The sequence below is a fragment of the Streptomyces sp. 891-h genome, assembly GCF_022760275.1.
Lineage (GTDB): Bacteria > Actinomycetota > Actinomycetes > Streptomycetales > Streptomycetaceae > Streptomyces > Streptomyces spirodelae.
In genome coordinates, this window is record NZ_CP050693.1 from 1,147,011 (window position 1) to 1,163,104 (window position 16,094).

13 protein-coding genes are annotated in these 16,094 nt (G+C 72.1%); 7 read left to right on the top strand and 6 right to left on the bottom strand.

The window, feature by feature from the left end:
* Positions 1-55 precede the first annotated feature (55 nt).
* Positions 56-934 carry an oxygenase MpaB family protein gene (locus HC362_RS05135; protein ID WP_243082639.1) on the bottom strand — a complete coding sequence of 293 codons (879 nt, stop codon included), beginning with the start codon at positions 932-934 and terminating at the stop codon, positions 56-58.
* A 210-nt stretch (positions 935-1,144) separates the two neighbouring features.
* On the opposite strand from HC362_RS05135, the gene HC362_RS05140 reads away from it, so the two are divergent.
* The 6 genes from HC362_RS05140 (at position 1,145) to HC362_RS05165 (ending at position 7,030) form a co-directional block, all read left to right on the top strand.
* Positions 1,145-3,061, top strand: coding sequence for an ATP-binding protein (locus HC362_RS05140; protein ID WP_243082641.1), 1,917 nt, complete (start codon positions 1,145-1,147; stop codon positions 3,059-3,061).
* On the top strand, positions 3,058-3,501 hold the full coding sequence (locus tag HC362_RS05145) for a roadblock/LC7 domain-containing protein (RefSeq protein WP_209267496.1): 444 nt from the start codon (positions 3,058-3,060) through the stop codon (positions 3,499-3,501). Before HC362_RS05140 ends, HC362_RS05145 begins: the two co-directional genes overlap by 4 nt.
* Positions 3,498-3,860 carry a DUF742 domain-containing protein gene (locus HC362_RS05150; RefSeq protein ID WP_209267495.1) on the top strand — a complete coding sequence of 121 codons (363 nt, stop codon included), beginning with the start codon at positions 3,498-3,500 and terminating at the stop codon, positions 3,858-3,860. The genes HC362_RS05145 and HC362_RS05150 overlap by 4 nt, the downstream gene beginning before the upstream one ends.
* A gap of 10 nt (positions 3,861-3,870) precedes the next feature.
* Positions 3,871-4,482, top strand: coding sequence for an ATP/GTP-binding protein (locus HC362_RS05155; protein WP_243082642.1), 612 nt, complete (start codon positions 3,871-3,873; stop codon positions 4,480-4,482).
* Positions 4,483-4,562: 80 nt separating this feature from the next.
* On the top strand, positions 4,563-5,771 hold the full coding sequence (locus HC362_RS05160; protein ID WP_243088368.1) for a cytochrome P450: 1,209 nt from the start codon (positions 4,563-4,565) through the stop codon (positions 5,769-5,771).
* The gene (locus tag HC362_RS05165) at positions 5,768-7,030 is read left to right on the top strand and encodes a cytochrome P450 (RefSeq protein WP_243082644.1); all 1,263 of its coding nucleotides are present in this window, start codon (positions 5,768-5,770) and stop codon (positions 7,028-7,030) included. Before HC362_RS05160 ends, HC362_RS05165 begins: the two co-directional genes overlap by 4 nt.
* Positions 7,031-7,077: 47 nt before the next feature.
* On the opposite strand, the gene HC362_RS05170 is transcribed toward HC362_RS05165, so the two are convergent.
* Positions 7,078-8,937, bottom strand: coding sequence for an AMP-dependent synthetase/ligase (locus HC362_RS05170; RefSeq protein ID WP_243082646.1), 1,860 nt, complete (start codon positions 8,935-8,937; stop codon positions 7,078-7,080).
* A 121-nt stretch (positions 8,938-9,058) separates the two neighbouring features.
* Here HC362_RS05170 and HC362_RS05175 point away from each other — a divergent pair, with 121 nt between their 5' ends.
* Entirely contained in the window at positions 9,059-9,949 is an 891-nt protein-coding gene (locus HC362_RS05175; RefSeq protein ID WP_243082648.1) for a MerR family transcriptional regulator, read from the top strand.
* Here HC362_RS05175 and HC362_RS05180 read toward each other — a convergent pair whose 3' ends face one another.
* From HC362_RS05180 to HC362_RS05195, 4 genes are all read right to left on the bottom strand, one after another.
* The gene (locus tag HC362_RS05180; protein ID WP_243082650.1) at positions 9,950-12,154 is read right to left on the bottom strand and encodes a 3-hydroxyacyl-CoA dehydrogenase NAD-binding domain-containing protein; all 2,205 of its coding nucleotides are present in this window, start codon (positions 12,152-12,154) and stop codon (positions 9,950-9,952) included.
* A 72-nt stretch (positions 12,155-12,226) separates the two neighbouring features.
* A complete protein-coding gene (locus HC362_RS05185) occupies positions 12,227-13,441 on the bottom strand; it encodes an acetyl-CoA C-acetyltransferase (protein WP_243082652.1) in 1,215 nt (404 codons plus the stop codon).
* A gap of 74 nt (positions 13,442-13,515) precedes the next feature.
* Positions 13,516-14,658 carry an acyl-CoA dehydrogenase family protein gene (locus HC362_RS05190; RefSeq protein WP_243088369.1) on the bottom strand — a complete coding sequence of 381 codons (1,143 nt, stop codon included), beginning with the start codon at positions 14,656-14,658 and terminating at the stop codon, positions 13,516-13,518.
* 8 nt (positions 14,659-14,666) lie between these two features.
* The gene (locus HC362_RS05195) at positions 14,667-15,896 is read right to left on the bottom strand and encodes a CaiB/BaiF CoA-transferase family protein (RefSeq protein WP_243082653.1); all 1,230 of its coding nucleotides are present in this window, start codon (positions 15,894-15,896) and stop codon (positions 14,667-14,669) included.
* Positions 15,897-16,094: the final 198 nt, after the last annotated feature.

Below are 16,094 nucleotides of genomic sequence, written 5' to 3' on the forward strand. Positions count from 1 at the left end.
GTCCGGCGCACGGCCCGTGCGGGAGCGCCTTTCATCGCGGGCGCCCCGCGCGGGGTCAGCGGCGGGCCGCGCGGGCCCTGCGGGCGTAGGGCAAGTAGCGGAGGCGCTCGGGGAGGAGGGGCAGCGTGTGGGCGAGGACGCGGCCGAGGCGGCGCAGTCGCCGTTCCTGACGGGGCGTCCACGGCAGCCGCAGGACCTCACGCGCTTCGGGGGGCATCAGTCCGATGGTCATGAACCGCCGGAACCGGGCGAATCCGGGAAGCAGCAGCGGCCAGACCGCGGCGAGCACCCGCCGCACGGCACGCGGCCCGTACGGCGGCGGCGGGATGTCGGTGTTGAGCGCCGTGAGTTCCCCGACGACCTTGGTGGGCTCGATCTCCTCGGCCAGCATCCGGCGCCAGTAGGGCCAGAACTCCTCCCTGGAGGACGGCATGTCCCGGTCGGCGATGCCCAGCACGCGACCGACCTGGAGCCATTCGGCGTACAGTTGCCGCTCCTCGGCGTCGGTGTAGGGGCGGCGGCCGAGGTAGCGCTGGGCGTGCCGGTAGGTGGGGAAGCCGGTGGCGTGCACCCACGCGTAGTAGGCGGGGGTGAGCGCGTGGTAGCGGCGCCCATGGGCGTCGACACCCTGGATGTGCTTGTGCAGCGCGCGCAGTCTGCGGCCCTCGGCGAGGGCTTCGTCGCCACCGTAGACCCAGGTCAGAAAGCTGTTCATGGAGCGTTCGCCGCGGCCCCACGGGTCGGTGCGGAAGACCGAGTGCTCGTCCACTCCGGCCCCGACGGCGGGGTGGGCGACCTGCAAGGTGAGCGCGGCGGGCAGGATGAGCAGCTGCCGCACTTCCCCGACGACGTCCCACAGGATGCCGTCCGGGGGCGGGGGCTGCGGCTCGGTGCGCGCCGGGCCTCGTCGTTCACTTGCCTGCACTCTTCTCATGATGCCTCCGTGGCGCCCATGATGCCTGTGGTACGCGGTTCCGGCGCGGCGCGTGAGGCCGGTGTGACGGGTGGTGCGAGTGGATGTCTGAACCGGAACACCCCTCTGGCGCTTAGTGATCACTAACTGGCCTATATTGGTGCGACGTTGATCGGAGGGCTGCGGCTCAGCTCTCGCCTCTGCCCGGCTCCGTCCCCTAGGACCTGATTGATGACCTCCCCCGAGATATCACCGCCACCGGCCGCAGGCGCGGGTCAACCGGCTCTCGGCGCCGCGCAGCCGGCCACGGGCACCACTCAGCCGGTCACGGGCCCGGGTCGGCCGGCCACCGCCGGTGCCGGAGCCGCCACCGGGACCGCCGCGGGCACGGGGGCCACCAGAGGCGCTGGGACCGCCGCCGGGACCGGGACCGCCACAGGTACGGCGCTGGCGCTGCTGGTCTCCGTCGTGGTCGCGGGTCTCGCGTGTCTGATCGCCGTCTATCTCAGCGACACCTCCGCGCGCGCCGAGGTCACCTGGGGCGCCGGTGCGGCCGGAGTGGCGCTGTGCGCCGCGGTCACCGTGGCGGCGCACGCCCGGCTCACCAGCCGCTCGCTACGGGCCGCGCTGGCGGCCGCCCAGGCGCGGGAAGCCGAACGGGACGCGGCCGACAGCCACTTCGCCGAGGCGATCGTGCCCGCCGTCGTGGACCGGCTGCGGAGCGGCGGCTCGGCCGAGACCGCGCTGGCCGACGCTCCCCCGGTGACCTCCGAGACCCAGCGCCGGGTGCTGGTCACCCTGGCGCGCGAGGTCCACAAGGGCGAGAACATGCGCGCCGCCGCGATGTCGGCCTGCGCCAACGCGGCAGGCCGGGTGCAGGCGCTGGCCACCAGCATGGCCGCCGACCTGCGCGAGATGGAGCACCGGCACGCCGACGAGGACGTACTGGCCGACCTGTTGCAGCTGGACCACAGGAACGCACAGATGGGCCGGATCGCGGACTCCATCGCCGTACTCACCGGCGCGCGCTCGGGCCGCCGCTGGGCCAAGCCGATCGTGATGGAGTCCATCCTGCGCGGCGCCATGGGCCGGATCAGCGGCTACCAGCGGGTGCGGCTGCACTCGACGAGCGAGGTCGCCGTCGCCGGCCACGCGGCCGAGGGCGTGATGCACCTGCTGGCCGAGGTGATGGACAACGCCGCGAACTTCTCCCCGCCCACCTCCGAGGTGCACGTCTACGTCGAGGAGGTGGCCGCCGGTGTGGTCATCACCGTCGAGGACGGCGGCCTGGTGATGGGAGAGGTCGCGCTGCGCCGCGCCCAGCAGGCCGTCGCCGGGGAGCACGGCGACCTGGCCACGCTGTCCGGCACCCGGCTCGGTCTCGCCGTGGTGGGACGGCTGGCCCGCAAGCACGGCCTGTCCGTCTCCTTCCGGCCCTCCGCGCACGGCGGGACGGGCGTGCTCGTCCGCATCCCGCGCGAGCTGGTCACCGAGCCGCGCCGCGAGGAGCGGGTTCCCTCGGCTCCCCCGGTGGTCCGGCCCGCGCAGGCGCCCCGCGCCTCGCTGGGCGGGCCCCGGAGCGCCGAGCCCGAGCGCCCGACGGCCGACCGGTCCGGCGCGACCGCCGAGCAGGCCGGTGCCGCCGAGCAGGCCGCGACCACCGAGCAGGCCGCCCGCACCGCCCCCGGCCCCGGCCCCGCCGCCGCGCCCACCGGCCCCCTTCGTGCGGCCCCCGACCACGCCCGGCAGCCGGAGCCCGCCGACGCCGACCAGCCGGGCGCCCAGGGCCACGAGCAGCGGGAGAGCGGCGCCTATGCGACCGCGGGACCGCCACCCCAGGAGTACGGCGAGAGCGGGCTGCCCAAACGGCGGCGGGGGCAGACCCTCGCCGCCGTCGCCCGGGCCTCGGCCGCCTCGTCCCGGACGGAGCGCACCGGCTCCGAGCGCGGGACCGCACCGGACGCCGGAGAAGGGGCCGCGAACGACCCGGCACCCTCCGGCAGGAAGCGCCCCTCCGGTGCGCGGTTCGGCGACTTCCGCCGGGCCGTACAGGGCGCCGGCGACCCGGAAGAAACCGGCCGGAACCCGCTGCCTTCCGCCTCCTCCCCCACCCGCTCCTCTTCCCTCTCGGAGGACGACACCGAATGATCACTGACAGCAAGCTCGACTGGTTGCTGGAAAGTCTCCTGGAGCGCACGCCGGGCGCCCGGCACGCTCTCGTGCTCTCCCGGGACGGCCTCAAACTGTGCCGTACCCCGGAGCTCTCCATCGACCAGGCCGACCAGCTCGCGGCCATCTCGGCCGGTATCCAGAGCCTGTCGCACGGGGCTTCCGTGGAGTTCGGCAACGGCAACGGCGGTGTCCGCCAGGCGATGGCGGAGTTCTACGGCGGCATCCTGTTCGTCGTGGAGGCGGGCGACGGCGCACATCTGGCCGTCGTCGCCGAGGAGGACTCCGACGTGGGTCTCATCGGCCACAACATGAACGAGCTGATCGAACAGCTCAGCGAGTACCTCAGCGCACCGCCGCGCCAGTCCGCCACGGGCGACGGCCGCGGCGGACCGGCAGACGGAGGCGGAGCAGTATGACCCGGCCGGGCCGGGACGAGGACCCGGACCGGCTGTACACCGTGACCGGTGGGCGCAGCCGTTCCACGGTCGGAGCCGAGACCTTCGACCTGGTGACGCTCGTGGTCAGCGAGAGCGCCCCGGTGCGCGGCATGCAGTCGGAGCACGCCGCGATCCTCCGTATCTGCCGCTTTCCCACGGCGGTGGTGGAACTCGCCGCCGATCTGGGCCTGCCGGTGAGCGTCGTCCGCATCCTGCTGGGCGACCTGCTCGCCCAGGGGAAGATCACCGCCCGTCACCCGCGGCGGGCCCAGACCGCTGACGCACTGCCCGATCCCGACATCCTGAAGCAGGTGCTCGTTGGACTCCGCAACATCTGAATGGAATTCGGTGGCGACCGCAGGCGCCGAGGCCCGTCCGCCGCTGCTCAGTACGGCGGCACAGGGACTGAAGATCGTGGTCGTCGGCGGCTTCGGTGTCGGCAAGACGACCATGGTGCGGGCTGTCAGCGACATCCGTCCGCTGAACACCGAGGAGACGATGACCCGTGCCGGTGAGGGCGTCGACGACCTCTCGGCCGTGCAGGGCAAGACGACCACCACCATCGCCTTCGACTTCGGCCGGATCAGCCTCAACGAGGAGACGGTGCTGTACCTGTTCGGCGCACCGGGCCAGGAGCGGTTCTGGTTCCTGTGGGACCGGCTCTTCTCCGGCACGCTGGGTGCCGTCGTCCTGGTGGACACCCGGCGGCTGGAGGACTCCTGGTACGCCATCGACCGGCTGGAGGCGCACGGCACGCCGTTCATCGTCGCGCGCAACGACTTCGGCGGCCCCCGGCACACGGCCGAACAGGTGCGCGAGGCGCTCGATCTGCCCGCTGAGATCCCGCTCGTCGAGTGCGACGCGCGCTCCCGCGAGTCCAGCAAGGACGTACTGCTGGCCCTCGTCCACCACCTGTACGCCCTGTCCACCGCGCGTTCCGCCCCCAAGGACCCCACGTGACACCCCCTCAGCTGCACAGCGCCACCCAGCCACCGCCGCCCGGCTGCCCCGCGCACCAGGGCGGCGACGCCGTTCCCCTGATGGGGCCGCGCTTCCAGAGCGACGACCGGGCCAGGCTGTACCGGGAGATGTACGAGCAGCACGGCCCGATCGCCCCGGTCGTGCTGCCCGGCGACGTGCCCTGCTGGCTGGTGCTCGGCTACCGGGAGCTGCACCAGATCACCTCGGACTCGGCGCTCTTCAGCCGCGACTCGGGGCTGTGGAACCAGTGGCCGAAGATCCCGGCCGACTGGCCGCTGCTGCCGATGGTCGGCAAACAGCCGTCGATCCTCTACACGGTCGGCGAGCGGCACCACCGGCGCTCGGCGCTGGTCAGTGACGCGCTCGCCGCCGTCGACCCGTTCGAGCTGCGCGACCGCTCCGAGCGGTTCGCCGACCAGCTGATCGACCGGCTGTGCGGACGGGGCTCGGCCGACCTGATCGCCGACTACGCCAAGGAGCTGCCCGCGCTGGTGCTCGCACAGCTCTACGGCTTCTCCGACCAGGCGGGCGCCGAACTGGTGCCCAGCGTCAACGCGCTGGTCGACGGCGGCCCCGACGCGCTGCGGGGCCGGGACCGGGTCCAGGCGGCGATGAGCGGCTTGCTCGCCTCCCTGCGCGAAACCCCGGCCGCCGGGGTGGCATCGCGGATGCTGCACCACGACTATTCCTCGGACTTCTCCTTCCAGGAGATCCTCGAGGACATGATGGTCAACTTCGTCGCGGGCCACCAGCCGACGGCCGACTGGATCGGCAACTCGCTGCGGCTGATGCTCACCGACGACCGCTTCGCCGCCTCCCTCTCCGGCGGCCGGCACAGCGTCGCCGAGGCCATGAACGAGGTGCTGTGGGAGGACACGCCCAGCCAGAACATCGCGGGCCGCTGGGCGACCCGCGACACCCAGCTCGCCGGGCGGCACATCGCAGCGGGCGACCTGCTGATGCTCAGCTTCGCCGCCGCCAACGGCGACCCCCAGGTGCGCCCCGACCGTACGTCCTTCACCGGCGGCAACAGCGCCTTCCTCTCCTTCGGGCACGGCGACCACCGCTGCCCCTACCCCGCGCAGGACATCGCCGAGGGCATCGCGCGCACCGGCATCGAGGTGCTGCTGGACCGGCTGCCCGACGTCGAGCTGGCGGTCAGCGCGCACGCCCTGGTCTGGCGCCCCTCGCCGTTCCTGCGCGGGCTGGCCTCGCTTCCCGTCCGCTTCACCCCGACCCCCACGAGCGCCGCAGGAGGCTACAGATGACGTCGTGTCCCGTCACCGGAACCGGCCCGGACGGCGGGGGCGCCGCGGACGAGGTGATCGTGCTCGACCCGCTGGTACGCGATCTGGCGGGCGAGGGCGCACGGCTGCGCGCCGCGGGACCGCTCGCGCCCGTCGAACTGCCGGGCGGGGTACGGGTATGGGCGGTCACCCACCACGCGGAGGCCCGCAAGCTGCTGACCGACAGCAGGCTCGTGAAGAACATCGACCACTGGGCCGCCTACCAGCGCGGGGAGATCCCGCAGACCTGGCCGCTGATCGGGCTCGCCGACCCGGGCCCCAGCATGCTCACCTTCGACGGCCCCGAACACCGCAGGCTGCGCACCCTGACAGCGCAGGCTCTCACCCCGCGCCGGGTGGCGGCGATGCGGCCCCGCATCGAGGAGATCACCCACCAGCTGCTGGACGGCCTGGAGGAGTCGGCGGACGCGACGGGCCGCGTCGATCTGAAGGCCGCCTACGCCTACCCGCTGCCGATGGCCGTCATCGGCGAACTGCTGGGGATCGACACCGGCCAGATCCCACGGCTGCGCACGCTCTACGACGGCTTCTTCTCCAGCGTCACCCCGCCCGAGGAGGTGCAGGGCATCATCGCGGAGCTGGGGGCGCTGTTCACCGCCGTGGTCGCCCAGAAGAAGCAGGCCCCCGGCGACGACCTGACGAGCGCGCTGCTGGCGGCCGCCGAGGAGGGCGACTCGCTCAGCGACGAGGAGATCGTCGCCACCGTCCAGGTGCTGATCACCGCAGGGCACGAGACGACGATCAGCCTGATCGTCAGCGCGGTGCGGGCGCTGCTCACCCACCCCGACCAGCTCGCGCTGGTCCGCTCCGGCGAGGTGAGCTGGGAGGCGGTCATCGAGGAGACGCTGCGCTGGGACGCGCCCACCACGCATGTGCTGATCCGCTTCGCGACGGAGGATGTGGAGGTCGGCGGCACCGTGATGAAGCAGGGCGACGCGGTGATCATCGCCTATGGCGCGATCGGACGGGACGAGCGCCGGCACGGCGCCGACGCCGAGCGCTTCGATGTGACCCGCGAGCCCACGCGGCATCTGTCCTTCGGCCACGGCCCCCATGTGTGCCCCGGCGCTCCGCTGTCCCGCCTGGAGGCGCTGGTCGCTCTCCCGGCGCTTTTCGACCGCTTCCCGGGTCTTGACCTCGCGGTGGACCCGGCTGACCTCCGCAACAAGCCCGCCATCACCCAGAACGAGCTCTACGAGCTTCCGGTGCGGCTGCGATAGCGATTCGCGGGAGGGTGCCCGACCAGGAGCAGGTGGGCACCCCCTCCTCAGCCTTCGTACAGCCGCTCGATGACCTGTCGGTAACGGGACCGGACGACTCTCCTGCGCAGCTTGAGTGACGGGGTCAGCTCCCCGGTCCGCTCGGTCCACTCGCGCTCCAGCAGGTGGTAGCGCCTGACCTGTTCGGGGCGGCTGAGGCGGGCGTTGGCGGCGGCCACGGCACGGTCCACCTCGGCGCGTACGGCCGGGTGCCCGGCCAGCGCACCGGCGGTCGCCTCCGGCGCCGGCCCGGGCGGTACGTCGATCCCGTTGCGGGCCGCCCAGCCCCGCGCCGACTCGCCGTCGAGGACGAGGAGGGCGACCAGGTAGGAGCGGCCGTCGCCGTGCACCATGGCCTGGCCGATGAGCGGGTGCTCCTTGAGGGTGTTCTCCACCAGCGCCGGGGAGATGTTCTTCCCGGTCGAGGTGACGATCATCTCCTTCTTGCGGTCGGTCAGCCACAGGAAGCCGTCCTCGTCGATCCGGCCGATGTCGCCGGTGGCGAACCAGCCGTCCGCGTCGGTGCCGGGCTCGACCGAACCGTCGGGCCGCAGATAGCCGGTGAAGAGGGTGGAGCCGCGCACCAGGATCTCGCCGTCCTCGGCGGTACGGATCTCGGTGCCCTCCAGCGGGCGTCCGACCGAGCCGAGCCGGAAGGCTGCGGGGCCGTTGAGGGTGAGCGCGCCGGTCGTCTCCGTCAGCCCCCAGGCGTCCATGATCGGGACACCGAGGCCGGCCCAGAAGTCGAGCACATCGGGTGGCATCGGCGCCGAGGCGCTGGCGGACCAGACCAGCCGGTCGAAGCCGAAGGGCGCCAGCAGCGGCTGGAGCACCTCGCGGCGGGCCTCCTCGTACGCGGCTGCCGGCCCGGGCGCCGGCGGGAGGCCGCGCTCCCGGCGGCGCACCTGGGCGCGGGCCGCTTCCGCAGCCTCCGCCACGGCGGCCCTGCGCGACTCGGGCAGCGCCTCCAGCCGGGCACGGAGGGCGGCGGCCAGCTTCTCCCATACGCGCGGCACCCCGAAGAACTCCGCCGGGCGCAGCTCCCGCACCAGGGCGGCCACCTGGGCGGGGTCGGGGCACAGATGGACGTGCGAGGCGCGGAGGACCGGCAGGTAGATGCCCAGCATCCGCTCGGCGATATGGGCGAAGGGCAGGTAGCAGATGTGATCGGCGTGGTCGGGCAGCTCGGCGATGCCGTCCAGCGCGATGCCGTTGAGGACGACGTTGCGGTGGCTGATGACCACGCCTTTGGGGTCTCCTGTGGTGCCGGAGGTGTAGACGACGGTCACCGGGTCCTCGGCCCGCACCCGGCGCCAGGTCTCCTCGAAAGCGGCGGGCGCGTACGGGCGCGGCAGGGAGCGCCATGGGGTGTGCGGGCCCACGGCGTCCGCGTCGGCCACCACGAGCCGCCGGAGGTGTCCTGGAGCCTTCTCGTCCTCCCCTTCGGGTGCCAGCAGCGGCTCCCAGCCGGCCCGTTCCTCGGCGCCCCCGACGACGGCGAGGCGGGCGCGGGAGTGCCGGGCGATATGGGCGATCTGCTCGGGTGCCGCCGTGCTGTAGACGGTGACGGGGACGGCCCCCAGGTGGACGAGGGCGAGGTCGGTCAGCCAGTGCTCGGGCCGGTTGCCCATCATCAGCAGCACGTGTTCGCCCCGGGTGACGCCCAGCGCGGCGAGTCCGGCGGCCACTTCGGCGATCCGGTGCCGGGCCTCGGCCCAGGTGAGTGTGGTGCGCGCGTCGGCCGTGTACTGCCCGTCGCGGTACCAGGTCAGGGCCGGCAGGTCGCCGTGGTCGTGGACGTTGCGCAGCAGCAGGTCGGGGATGGTCAGCTCGGACGGGTCGCCGGGGAGTCGCAGGATCGTCGTCAATGACACCTCCGCGCGTGAAGGTGGGCCGAAGGTTTCACAAGAGTGGTGAGACAGCAATACTGTTGAACATGATCGGTACGGTCGGCACCCCCGTGGTGCCGCGGTGAGAGAGGCGCGGCCAATGGAGCGACAGGACGGGCCGGTGGCCGGACCTGGGGAAGGACCGGCGGACGGACCGGCGGACGGGTCCACCGACCAGCTCACCGTCGACCAGCTCGCGGCCCGCGCGGGTGTGACCGTGCGTACAGTCCGTTTCTACAGCACGCGGGGCCTGCTGCCGCCGCCCACGATCGGCCCCCGCCGTGTCGGCCGGTACGGCCCCGAGCACCTCTCCCGGCTGGCACTCATCGAGGAGTTGCAGAACCAGGGCATGACGCTGGCCGCCATCGAGCGCTATCTGCAGCGGCTCCCGGACGACATCAGCGCCCACGATCTGGCGATCCACCGCGCGGTGGTCGCCTCCTGGATGCCGGACACGGTCGATGAGACGACCCGCGCGCAACTGGAGGGCCGCGTCGGCCGGGAGCTGACCGACGACGACCTGAAGCGGCTGGAGGCGATGAGCGTCCTGGCCCGTACACACGACCCTGAGGTCTTCCGTGTCGATCCGGCACTGGTGCAGCTGGGGGTGCGGCTGCTGGACGTGCCGATCTCGCAGGAGGCGATCCTGGCGGCGCGCGAGGTGATGATGGAGCACACCCGCTCGGCCGCGCGGGAGCTGAGCCGGCTCTTCAAACGGGAGGTGTGGGACCCGTACCGGGGCGTGGAGTCGGACCCGCAGCGGCTGGAGCGGATGAAGTCGCTCTCCGCGCATATGCAGCCGATGGTGGTGCAGGCCCTGGTGACGGCCTTCCAGCGCTCGATGAAGGAGGAGCTGCGCGAGGTCTTCCCGCTGGACCCCGCGCCCCTCCCCCAGCCTCCGGCCGGGAGGTACCCCCAGGGCCGCGGGGAACCGCACGAGCGACCACGAACGAGCCGCAGCCCGCGACCGACCGAAAGGGGCACCTCCTGATCAGAAGCGAGCCGCGGACCCTCGGTCGCTGAAGGTCGCACCCTTGGCGGCCTTCTCCGCGAGGAGCGACGGCACCGCGAACCGCTCTCCGTAGCGCTCACCCAGCTCACGGGCGCGGGCCACGAATCCGCGCAGCCCACCCGGGTAACCGTTGATGTACTGGATCACACCGCCGGTCCAGGCGGGGAAGCCGATGCCCATGATGGAGCCGATATTGGCGTCGGCGACGGTGGTGAGCACGCCCTCCTCGAACAGCCGCACAGTATCCAGCGCCTCGGAGAAGAGCATCCGCTCCTTCATGTCCTCGAACGGGATATCGGTGCCGCTCTCCCTGGCGAAGTGCTCGCGCAGCCCCGGCCACAGACCGAGGCGCTTGCCGCTCTCGTCGTAGTCGTAGAAGCCAGCGCCGCCGCTGCGTCCGGTCCGGCCGAACTCGTCCACCATCCGGTCCAGGACGGTGTCGGCCGGGTGTGCGGGCAGGTCCTTGCCTTCGGCGCGCAGCGCCTGCCGGGTCTCGTCACGGATCTTGCGCGGCAGGGTGAGGGTGAGGTCGTCCATCAGCGAGAGCACCTTGGCCGGGTAGCCGGCCTGTGCCGCGGCCTGCTCGACGGTGGCCGGGTCCACGCCCTCGGCCAGCAGCGCGACGCCTTCGTTGATGAAGTGACCGATGACCCGGGAGGTGAAGAAGCCCCGCGAGTCGTTGACGACGATCGGCGTCTTGCCGATCTGCCGCACCAGGTCGAAGGCGCGGGCCAGCGCCTCGTCCCCGGTCTCCTCACCCTTGATGATCTCGACCAGCGGCATCTTGTCGACGGGCGAGAAGAAGTGCAGTCCGATGAAGTCGCCCCGGCGCTCCACGCCTTCGGCGAGCGAGGTGATCGGCAGGGTGGAGGTGTTCGAGCACAGCAGGGCCTCGGGCGCCACGAGGTGCTGGATCTCCTGGAACACCTTGTGCTTGAGCGCGGGGTCCTCGAACACCGCCTCGATCACCGCGTCACACCCGGCCACGCCCTGCGGGTCGGCGGTGGGCGTGATCCGGGCCAGCAGGGCGTCCCGCTTCGCCTCGGTGGTCCTCCCGCGCGAGAGCGCCTTCTCCAGCAGCCCGGCGGAGTACGCCTTGCCCTTCTCGGCCGCCTCCTGTGAGACGTCCTTGAGCACCACCTCGATGCCCGCCTTCGCACAGGAGTAGGCGATTCCGGCGCCCATCATGCCCGCGCCCAGCACGGCGACCTTGGCGACCTTGCGCTCGGCGATCCCCTGCGGCCTGCTGCGCCCGGCGTTGACGGCCTGGAGGTCGAAGAAGAACGCCTGGATCATATTGGTGGAGATCTGTCCGCAGGCCAGCTCCACGAAGTAGCGGGCCTCGATCACCTGCGCCGTCTCGAAGTCCACCTGGGCGCCCTCGACCGCCGCCGCGAGGATGTTGCGCTGCGCGGGGTAGGGCGCGCCGCCCGTCTGCTTCTTGAGGTTGGCGGGGAAGGCGGGCAGGTTCTCCGCGAACTTCGGGTGCGCCGGTGTCCCGCCCGGGATCTTGTAGCCCTTGACATCCCACGGCTGCTGCGCCGTGGGGTTGGCCTCGATGAAGGCGCGGGCAGCGGCCGTCAACTCCTCGGGCGTGGCGACGACCTCGTGGACCAGGCCGACCTCCTTGGCCCTGCCCGGGCGGTACTGCTGGCCCTGGAGCAGCACGTTCAGCAGCGCGTCCGTGATGCCCAGCAGCCGCACCGTACGGGTGACGCCGCCGCCCGCTGGGAGCAGGCCCAGGGTGGCCTCGGGGCAGCCGATCTTCGCGCCTTCGGTGTCGAGCGCGACCCGGTGGTGGCAGGCGAGCGCGATCTCCAGGCCGCCGCCCAGGGCGGTGCCGTTGATCGCCGCCACGACCGGTACGCCGAGGGTCTCGATCCGGCGCAGGTCCCGCTTGACCTGCATGCCGTAGTCGAAGACCTCCTGGGCGGTCTCGGGGCGCGCCGCGATGAGCAGTCGCAGATCGCCGCCCGCGAAGAAGGACTTCTTCGCGGAGGTCACGATGACGCCCCGCAGGTCGTCCTTCTCGGCCTCCAGCCGGTCGGCGACGGCGGTGAGGGAGGCCCGGAAGGCCGTGTTCATGGTGTTGGCGGACTGGTCGGGGTCGTCGAGGGTGAGGGTGACGATCCCGTCGCTGTCCATGTCCCAGCGGATGGTCGATGTCGCGGTGGATTCAGGCATGGGTGTCTCGTCTCCAGGTGAGGGCAGGTCTTCTTCAGGTGCGGGAGAGGGCGGTGTCGGGAGCTGCTCCGGCTAGACCCTCTCGATCACGGTGGCGACGCCCATGCCACCTCCCACGCACAGCGTGACCAGCCCGTACCGCTGCTCCGTACGCTCCAGTTCATCGATGCACGTACCGAGCAGCATCGCGCCCGTGGCGCCCAGCGGATGCCCCATGGCGATGGCGCCGCCGTTGACGTTGAGCTTCTCCAGGGGCAACCCCATGTCCTTGACGAACCGGAGGACAACGGCCGCGAACGCCTCGTTCATCTCCGCGATGGCGATGTCGTCCACCGTCAGCCCGGCCTTGGCCAGTGCTTTGCGGCAGGCCGGAGCCGGCCCCGTGAGCATGATGGTCGGGTCCGCACCGGAGACGGCGGCGGAGACGATACGTGCCCGGGGGCGCAGCCCGTACCGCTTGCCGACCTCCTCGCTGCCGACGGCGACCAGCGCCGAACCGTCCACGATGCCCGAGGAGTTGCCCGCGTGGTGCACGTGGTCGATCTTCTCGACCCAGTGGTACTTCTGCAGTGCGACGGCGTCGAAGCCGCCCATCTCCCCGATGGCGGCGAACGACGGCTTGAGGCCCGCCAGGGTGTCGGCGGTGGTGCCGGGGCGCATGTGCTCGTCGTGGTCGAGGACGGTGAGCCCGTTGCGGTCCCGCACCGGGACCACGGAGCGCTCGAACCGGCCCTCCTTCCACGCCTCGGTTGCCAGTTCCTGGGAGCGTGCCGCGTACTCGTCCACGTCGCGGCGGCTGAAGCCCTCCAGGGTGGCGATCAGGTCGGCACCGATGCCCTGCGGGACGAAGCCGGTCTCGAAGCTGGTCATCGGGTCGTTGAACCAGGCGCCGCCGTCCGAGCCCATCTTCACCCGCGACATGGACTCCACACCGCCCGCCAGCACCAGATCCTCCCAGCCGGAACGGACCTTGGCCGCAGCCATGTTGACGGCTTCGAGACCGGAGGCGCAGAAGCGGTTCTCCTGGACGCCCGCGACGGTGTCCGGGAGTCCTGCGGCCAGGGCCGCGATCTTGGCGATGTCGGAGCCCTGGTCGCCCAGCGGGCTGACGACACCCAGCACGATGTCGTCGATGGCTCCCGGGTCCAGCTCGGGCATCCGGCGGCGCAGCTCGTGGATGAGGCCGACGACGAGGTCGACGGGCTTGGTGCCGTGCAGCGCGCCGTTGGCCTTGCCGCGCCCGCGCGGGGTGCGGATGGCCTCGTACAGATACGCTTCTGAGCTCACGAGGGGGTGCCTTTCGTACGGGGCGGAGGGTGCGGTTTCCAGGGGGCGCGGGGGCGCGGCCGGAGCTGAGCGGTTCAGTTGAGCAGGGACCGGCCGATGATCTCCTTCATGATCTCGGTGGTCCCGCCGTAGATGGTCTGGATCCGGCCGTCGGTGAACGCCTTGGCGACCCGGTACTCGTTCATGTAGCCGTAGCCGCCGTGCAGCTGGAGGCAGCGGTCGGCGGCGCGCTTCTGCAGTTCGGTCGCCCACCACTTGGCCATGGAGGCGTGCACCGCGTCCAGTTCCCCCTCTGCGTGGTCGGCGATGCAGCGGTCCAGGAAGGAGCGGGTGACGGCGCACTCGGTGGCCAGTTCGGCGATCTCGAAGCGGATGTGCTGGAGCTTGGCGAGCGGCCGCCCGAACGCGGTGCGCTCCTTGACGTACGCGGTGGTCAGCTCCAGCAGATGCTCGGCGGCGGCGATGCCGGAGACGGCGATGGCCATCCGCTCCTGGGCGAGGTTGGTCATCAAATGCGTGAAGGCGCCGTTGAGTTCCCCGAGCAGGTTCTCCTTGGGCACGCGGACGTCGGTGAAGAACAGCTCGGCGGTGTCCTGCGCCTTCTGGCCGATCTTGTCGAGGTTGCGGCCGCGCTCGAAGCCCGCCATACCGCGCTCCACCACGAGCAGGCTCATCCCGTGCGCCCCGCCCTCGGGCGTCGTCCTGGCCACGACCACCACCAGGTCGGCGAGGATGCCGTTGGAGATGAACGTCTTCGAGCCGTTCAGCAGCCAGTGGTCGCCCCTGTCCTCGGCCGTCGTACGGATGGCCTGGAGGTCGGAGCCCGCGCCCGGTTCGGTCATGGCGATGGCGGTGATGGTCTCGCCCGTGCAGAACCCGGGCAGCCAGCGCTGTTTCTGCTCGTCGGTCGCCAAGGAGATCAGGTAGGGGCCGACGATGTCGTTGTGCAGCCCGATCGCCAGGCCCGGAGCACCCGCACGGGTGAACTCCTCGGCGAGGACGGCGGCGTAGCGGAAGTCCGGCTCTCCCCCGCCGCCGTACTCCTCGGGGACGGCGAGCCCGAGCAGTCCCTGGCGGCCCGCCGCCCGCCACACGTCGCGGGAGACGACCCCGTCCTGCTCCCACTGCGCGTAGTGGGGCTCCACCTCCTTGGCCAGGAAGGTCCGCACGGTCTGCCGGAACGCCTCGTGGTCCTCGGTGAAGATCTGCCGCTTCATCTGATGCTTCATGGGGTGGGGTGGTCTCCTTCGCGGGACGCGGCGGACGCGGTGGGGGCGGAAGACGCGGTGGGTGCGGCGGAGGCGGTGGGTGCGTACGCCGTCAGGGCAGGGACGTCCCAGTCGCGGGCGACCTCGGCCGTGTGCGCGCCCGGCTCGGCCGGACCCGAGGCGATACGGGTGGGCGTGGCGGAGAACCGGGGCGCCGGGGCCGGCTGGGTGATGCCGCTGTGCTCGACGTAGGTGCCGCGCGCCGCCAGATGCGGATGGGACGGCGCCTCGGCCGGCGAGAGCACCGGCGCGACGCAGGCGTCGGTGTCCTGGAAGACCTCCGTCCACTCCGCGCGGGTACGGGAGGCGAACCGGGCGGCGATCAGCTCCCGCAGCTCCTCCCAGGCGGCGAGGTCCTCGCGGGGCGGGGCCTCGTCGGCGATGCCCAGCAGGCGGACGAACTCCGCGTAGAACGCGGGCTCCAGAGCGCCGACGGCCATATGACCGCCGTCGGAGGTGGCGTAGGTGCCGTAGAAGGGGCAGCCGCCGTCCAGCAGGTTGGCGGCGCGGCGGTCGCGCCAGCTGCCCGCGGCGCGCAGCCCCTGGATCATCGCCGTCAGATGGCTCGTACCGTCCACGATCGCCGCGTCCACGACCTGGCCCGCGCCCTGCGGTCCGCGCGCGTGGTGCAGTGCGGCCAGGATGCCGATGACGAGGTAGAGGGAGCCGCCCGCGTAGTCGCCCAGCAGGTTGGCGGGTGCGACGGGCGGCCCTTCGGCGGGGCCTGTCATGCCGAGCGCTCCGGTGACGGCGATGTAGCCGATGTCGTGCCCGGCCCGCTGCGCCAGTGGGCCGTCCTGGCCCCAGCCGGTCATCCGGCCGTAGACCAGGCGCGGGTTGCGGGCCAGACAGACCTCGGGACCGACGCCGAGCCGTTCGGCGACGCCGGGCCTGAACCCCTCGATCAGGACGTCGGCGCGCTCGGCGAGGGAGAGGGCTGCGTCGACTCCCGCCCGCTGTTTGAGGTCGAGGACGACCGAGCGCTTGTTGCGGTTGGTGACGTCGTACTCCGGCGCGACGGCGAGCGCACCGCCCCCTGGGCGGTCGACGCGGACGACGTCGGCGCCCAGATCGGCCAGCGTCATGGCGGCGAAGGGGCCCGGTCCGATCCCGGCCAGCTCCAGTACGCGCACCCCGGCCAGTGGGCCCCCGGCGGGGGCTCCGGCGTCTTCTTCCGCTGCTGCCATCGGGCCCCCAGCACTGTGACACAACTGATGTAACACCGGTGATGCTATGAACAGCCCCGGCAATCCACAACCCCCCGTGGGGGCGCCGGAGGGCGACCGCACCCGGTGGGACACCGGCTCGGCCACAGGCACGACCGCCGGCACGGCCACCGGCTCTGCCACCAGCGCGGCCACATGCTCGGTCACCGGCCGAACGCC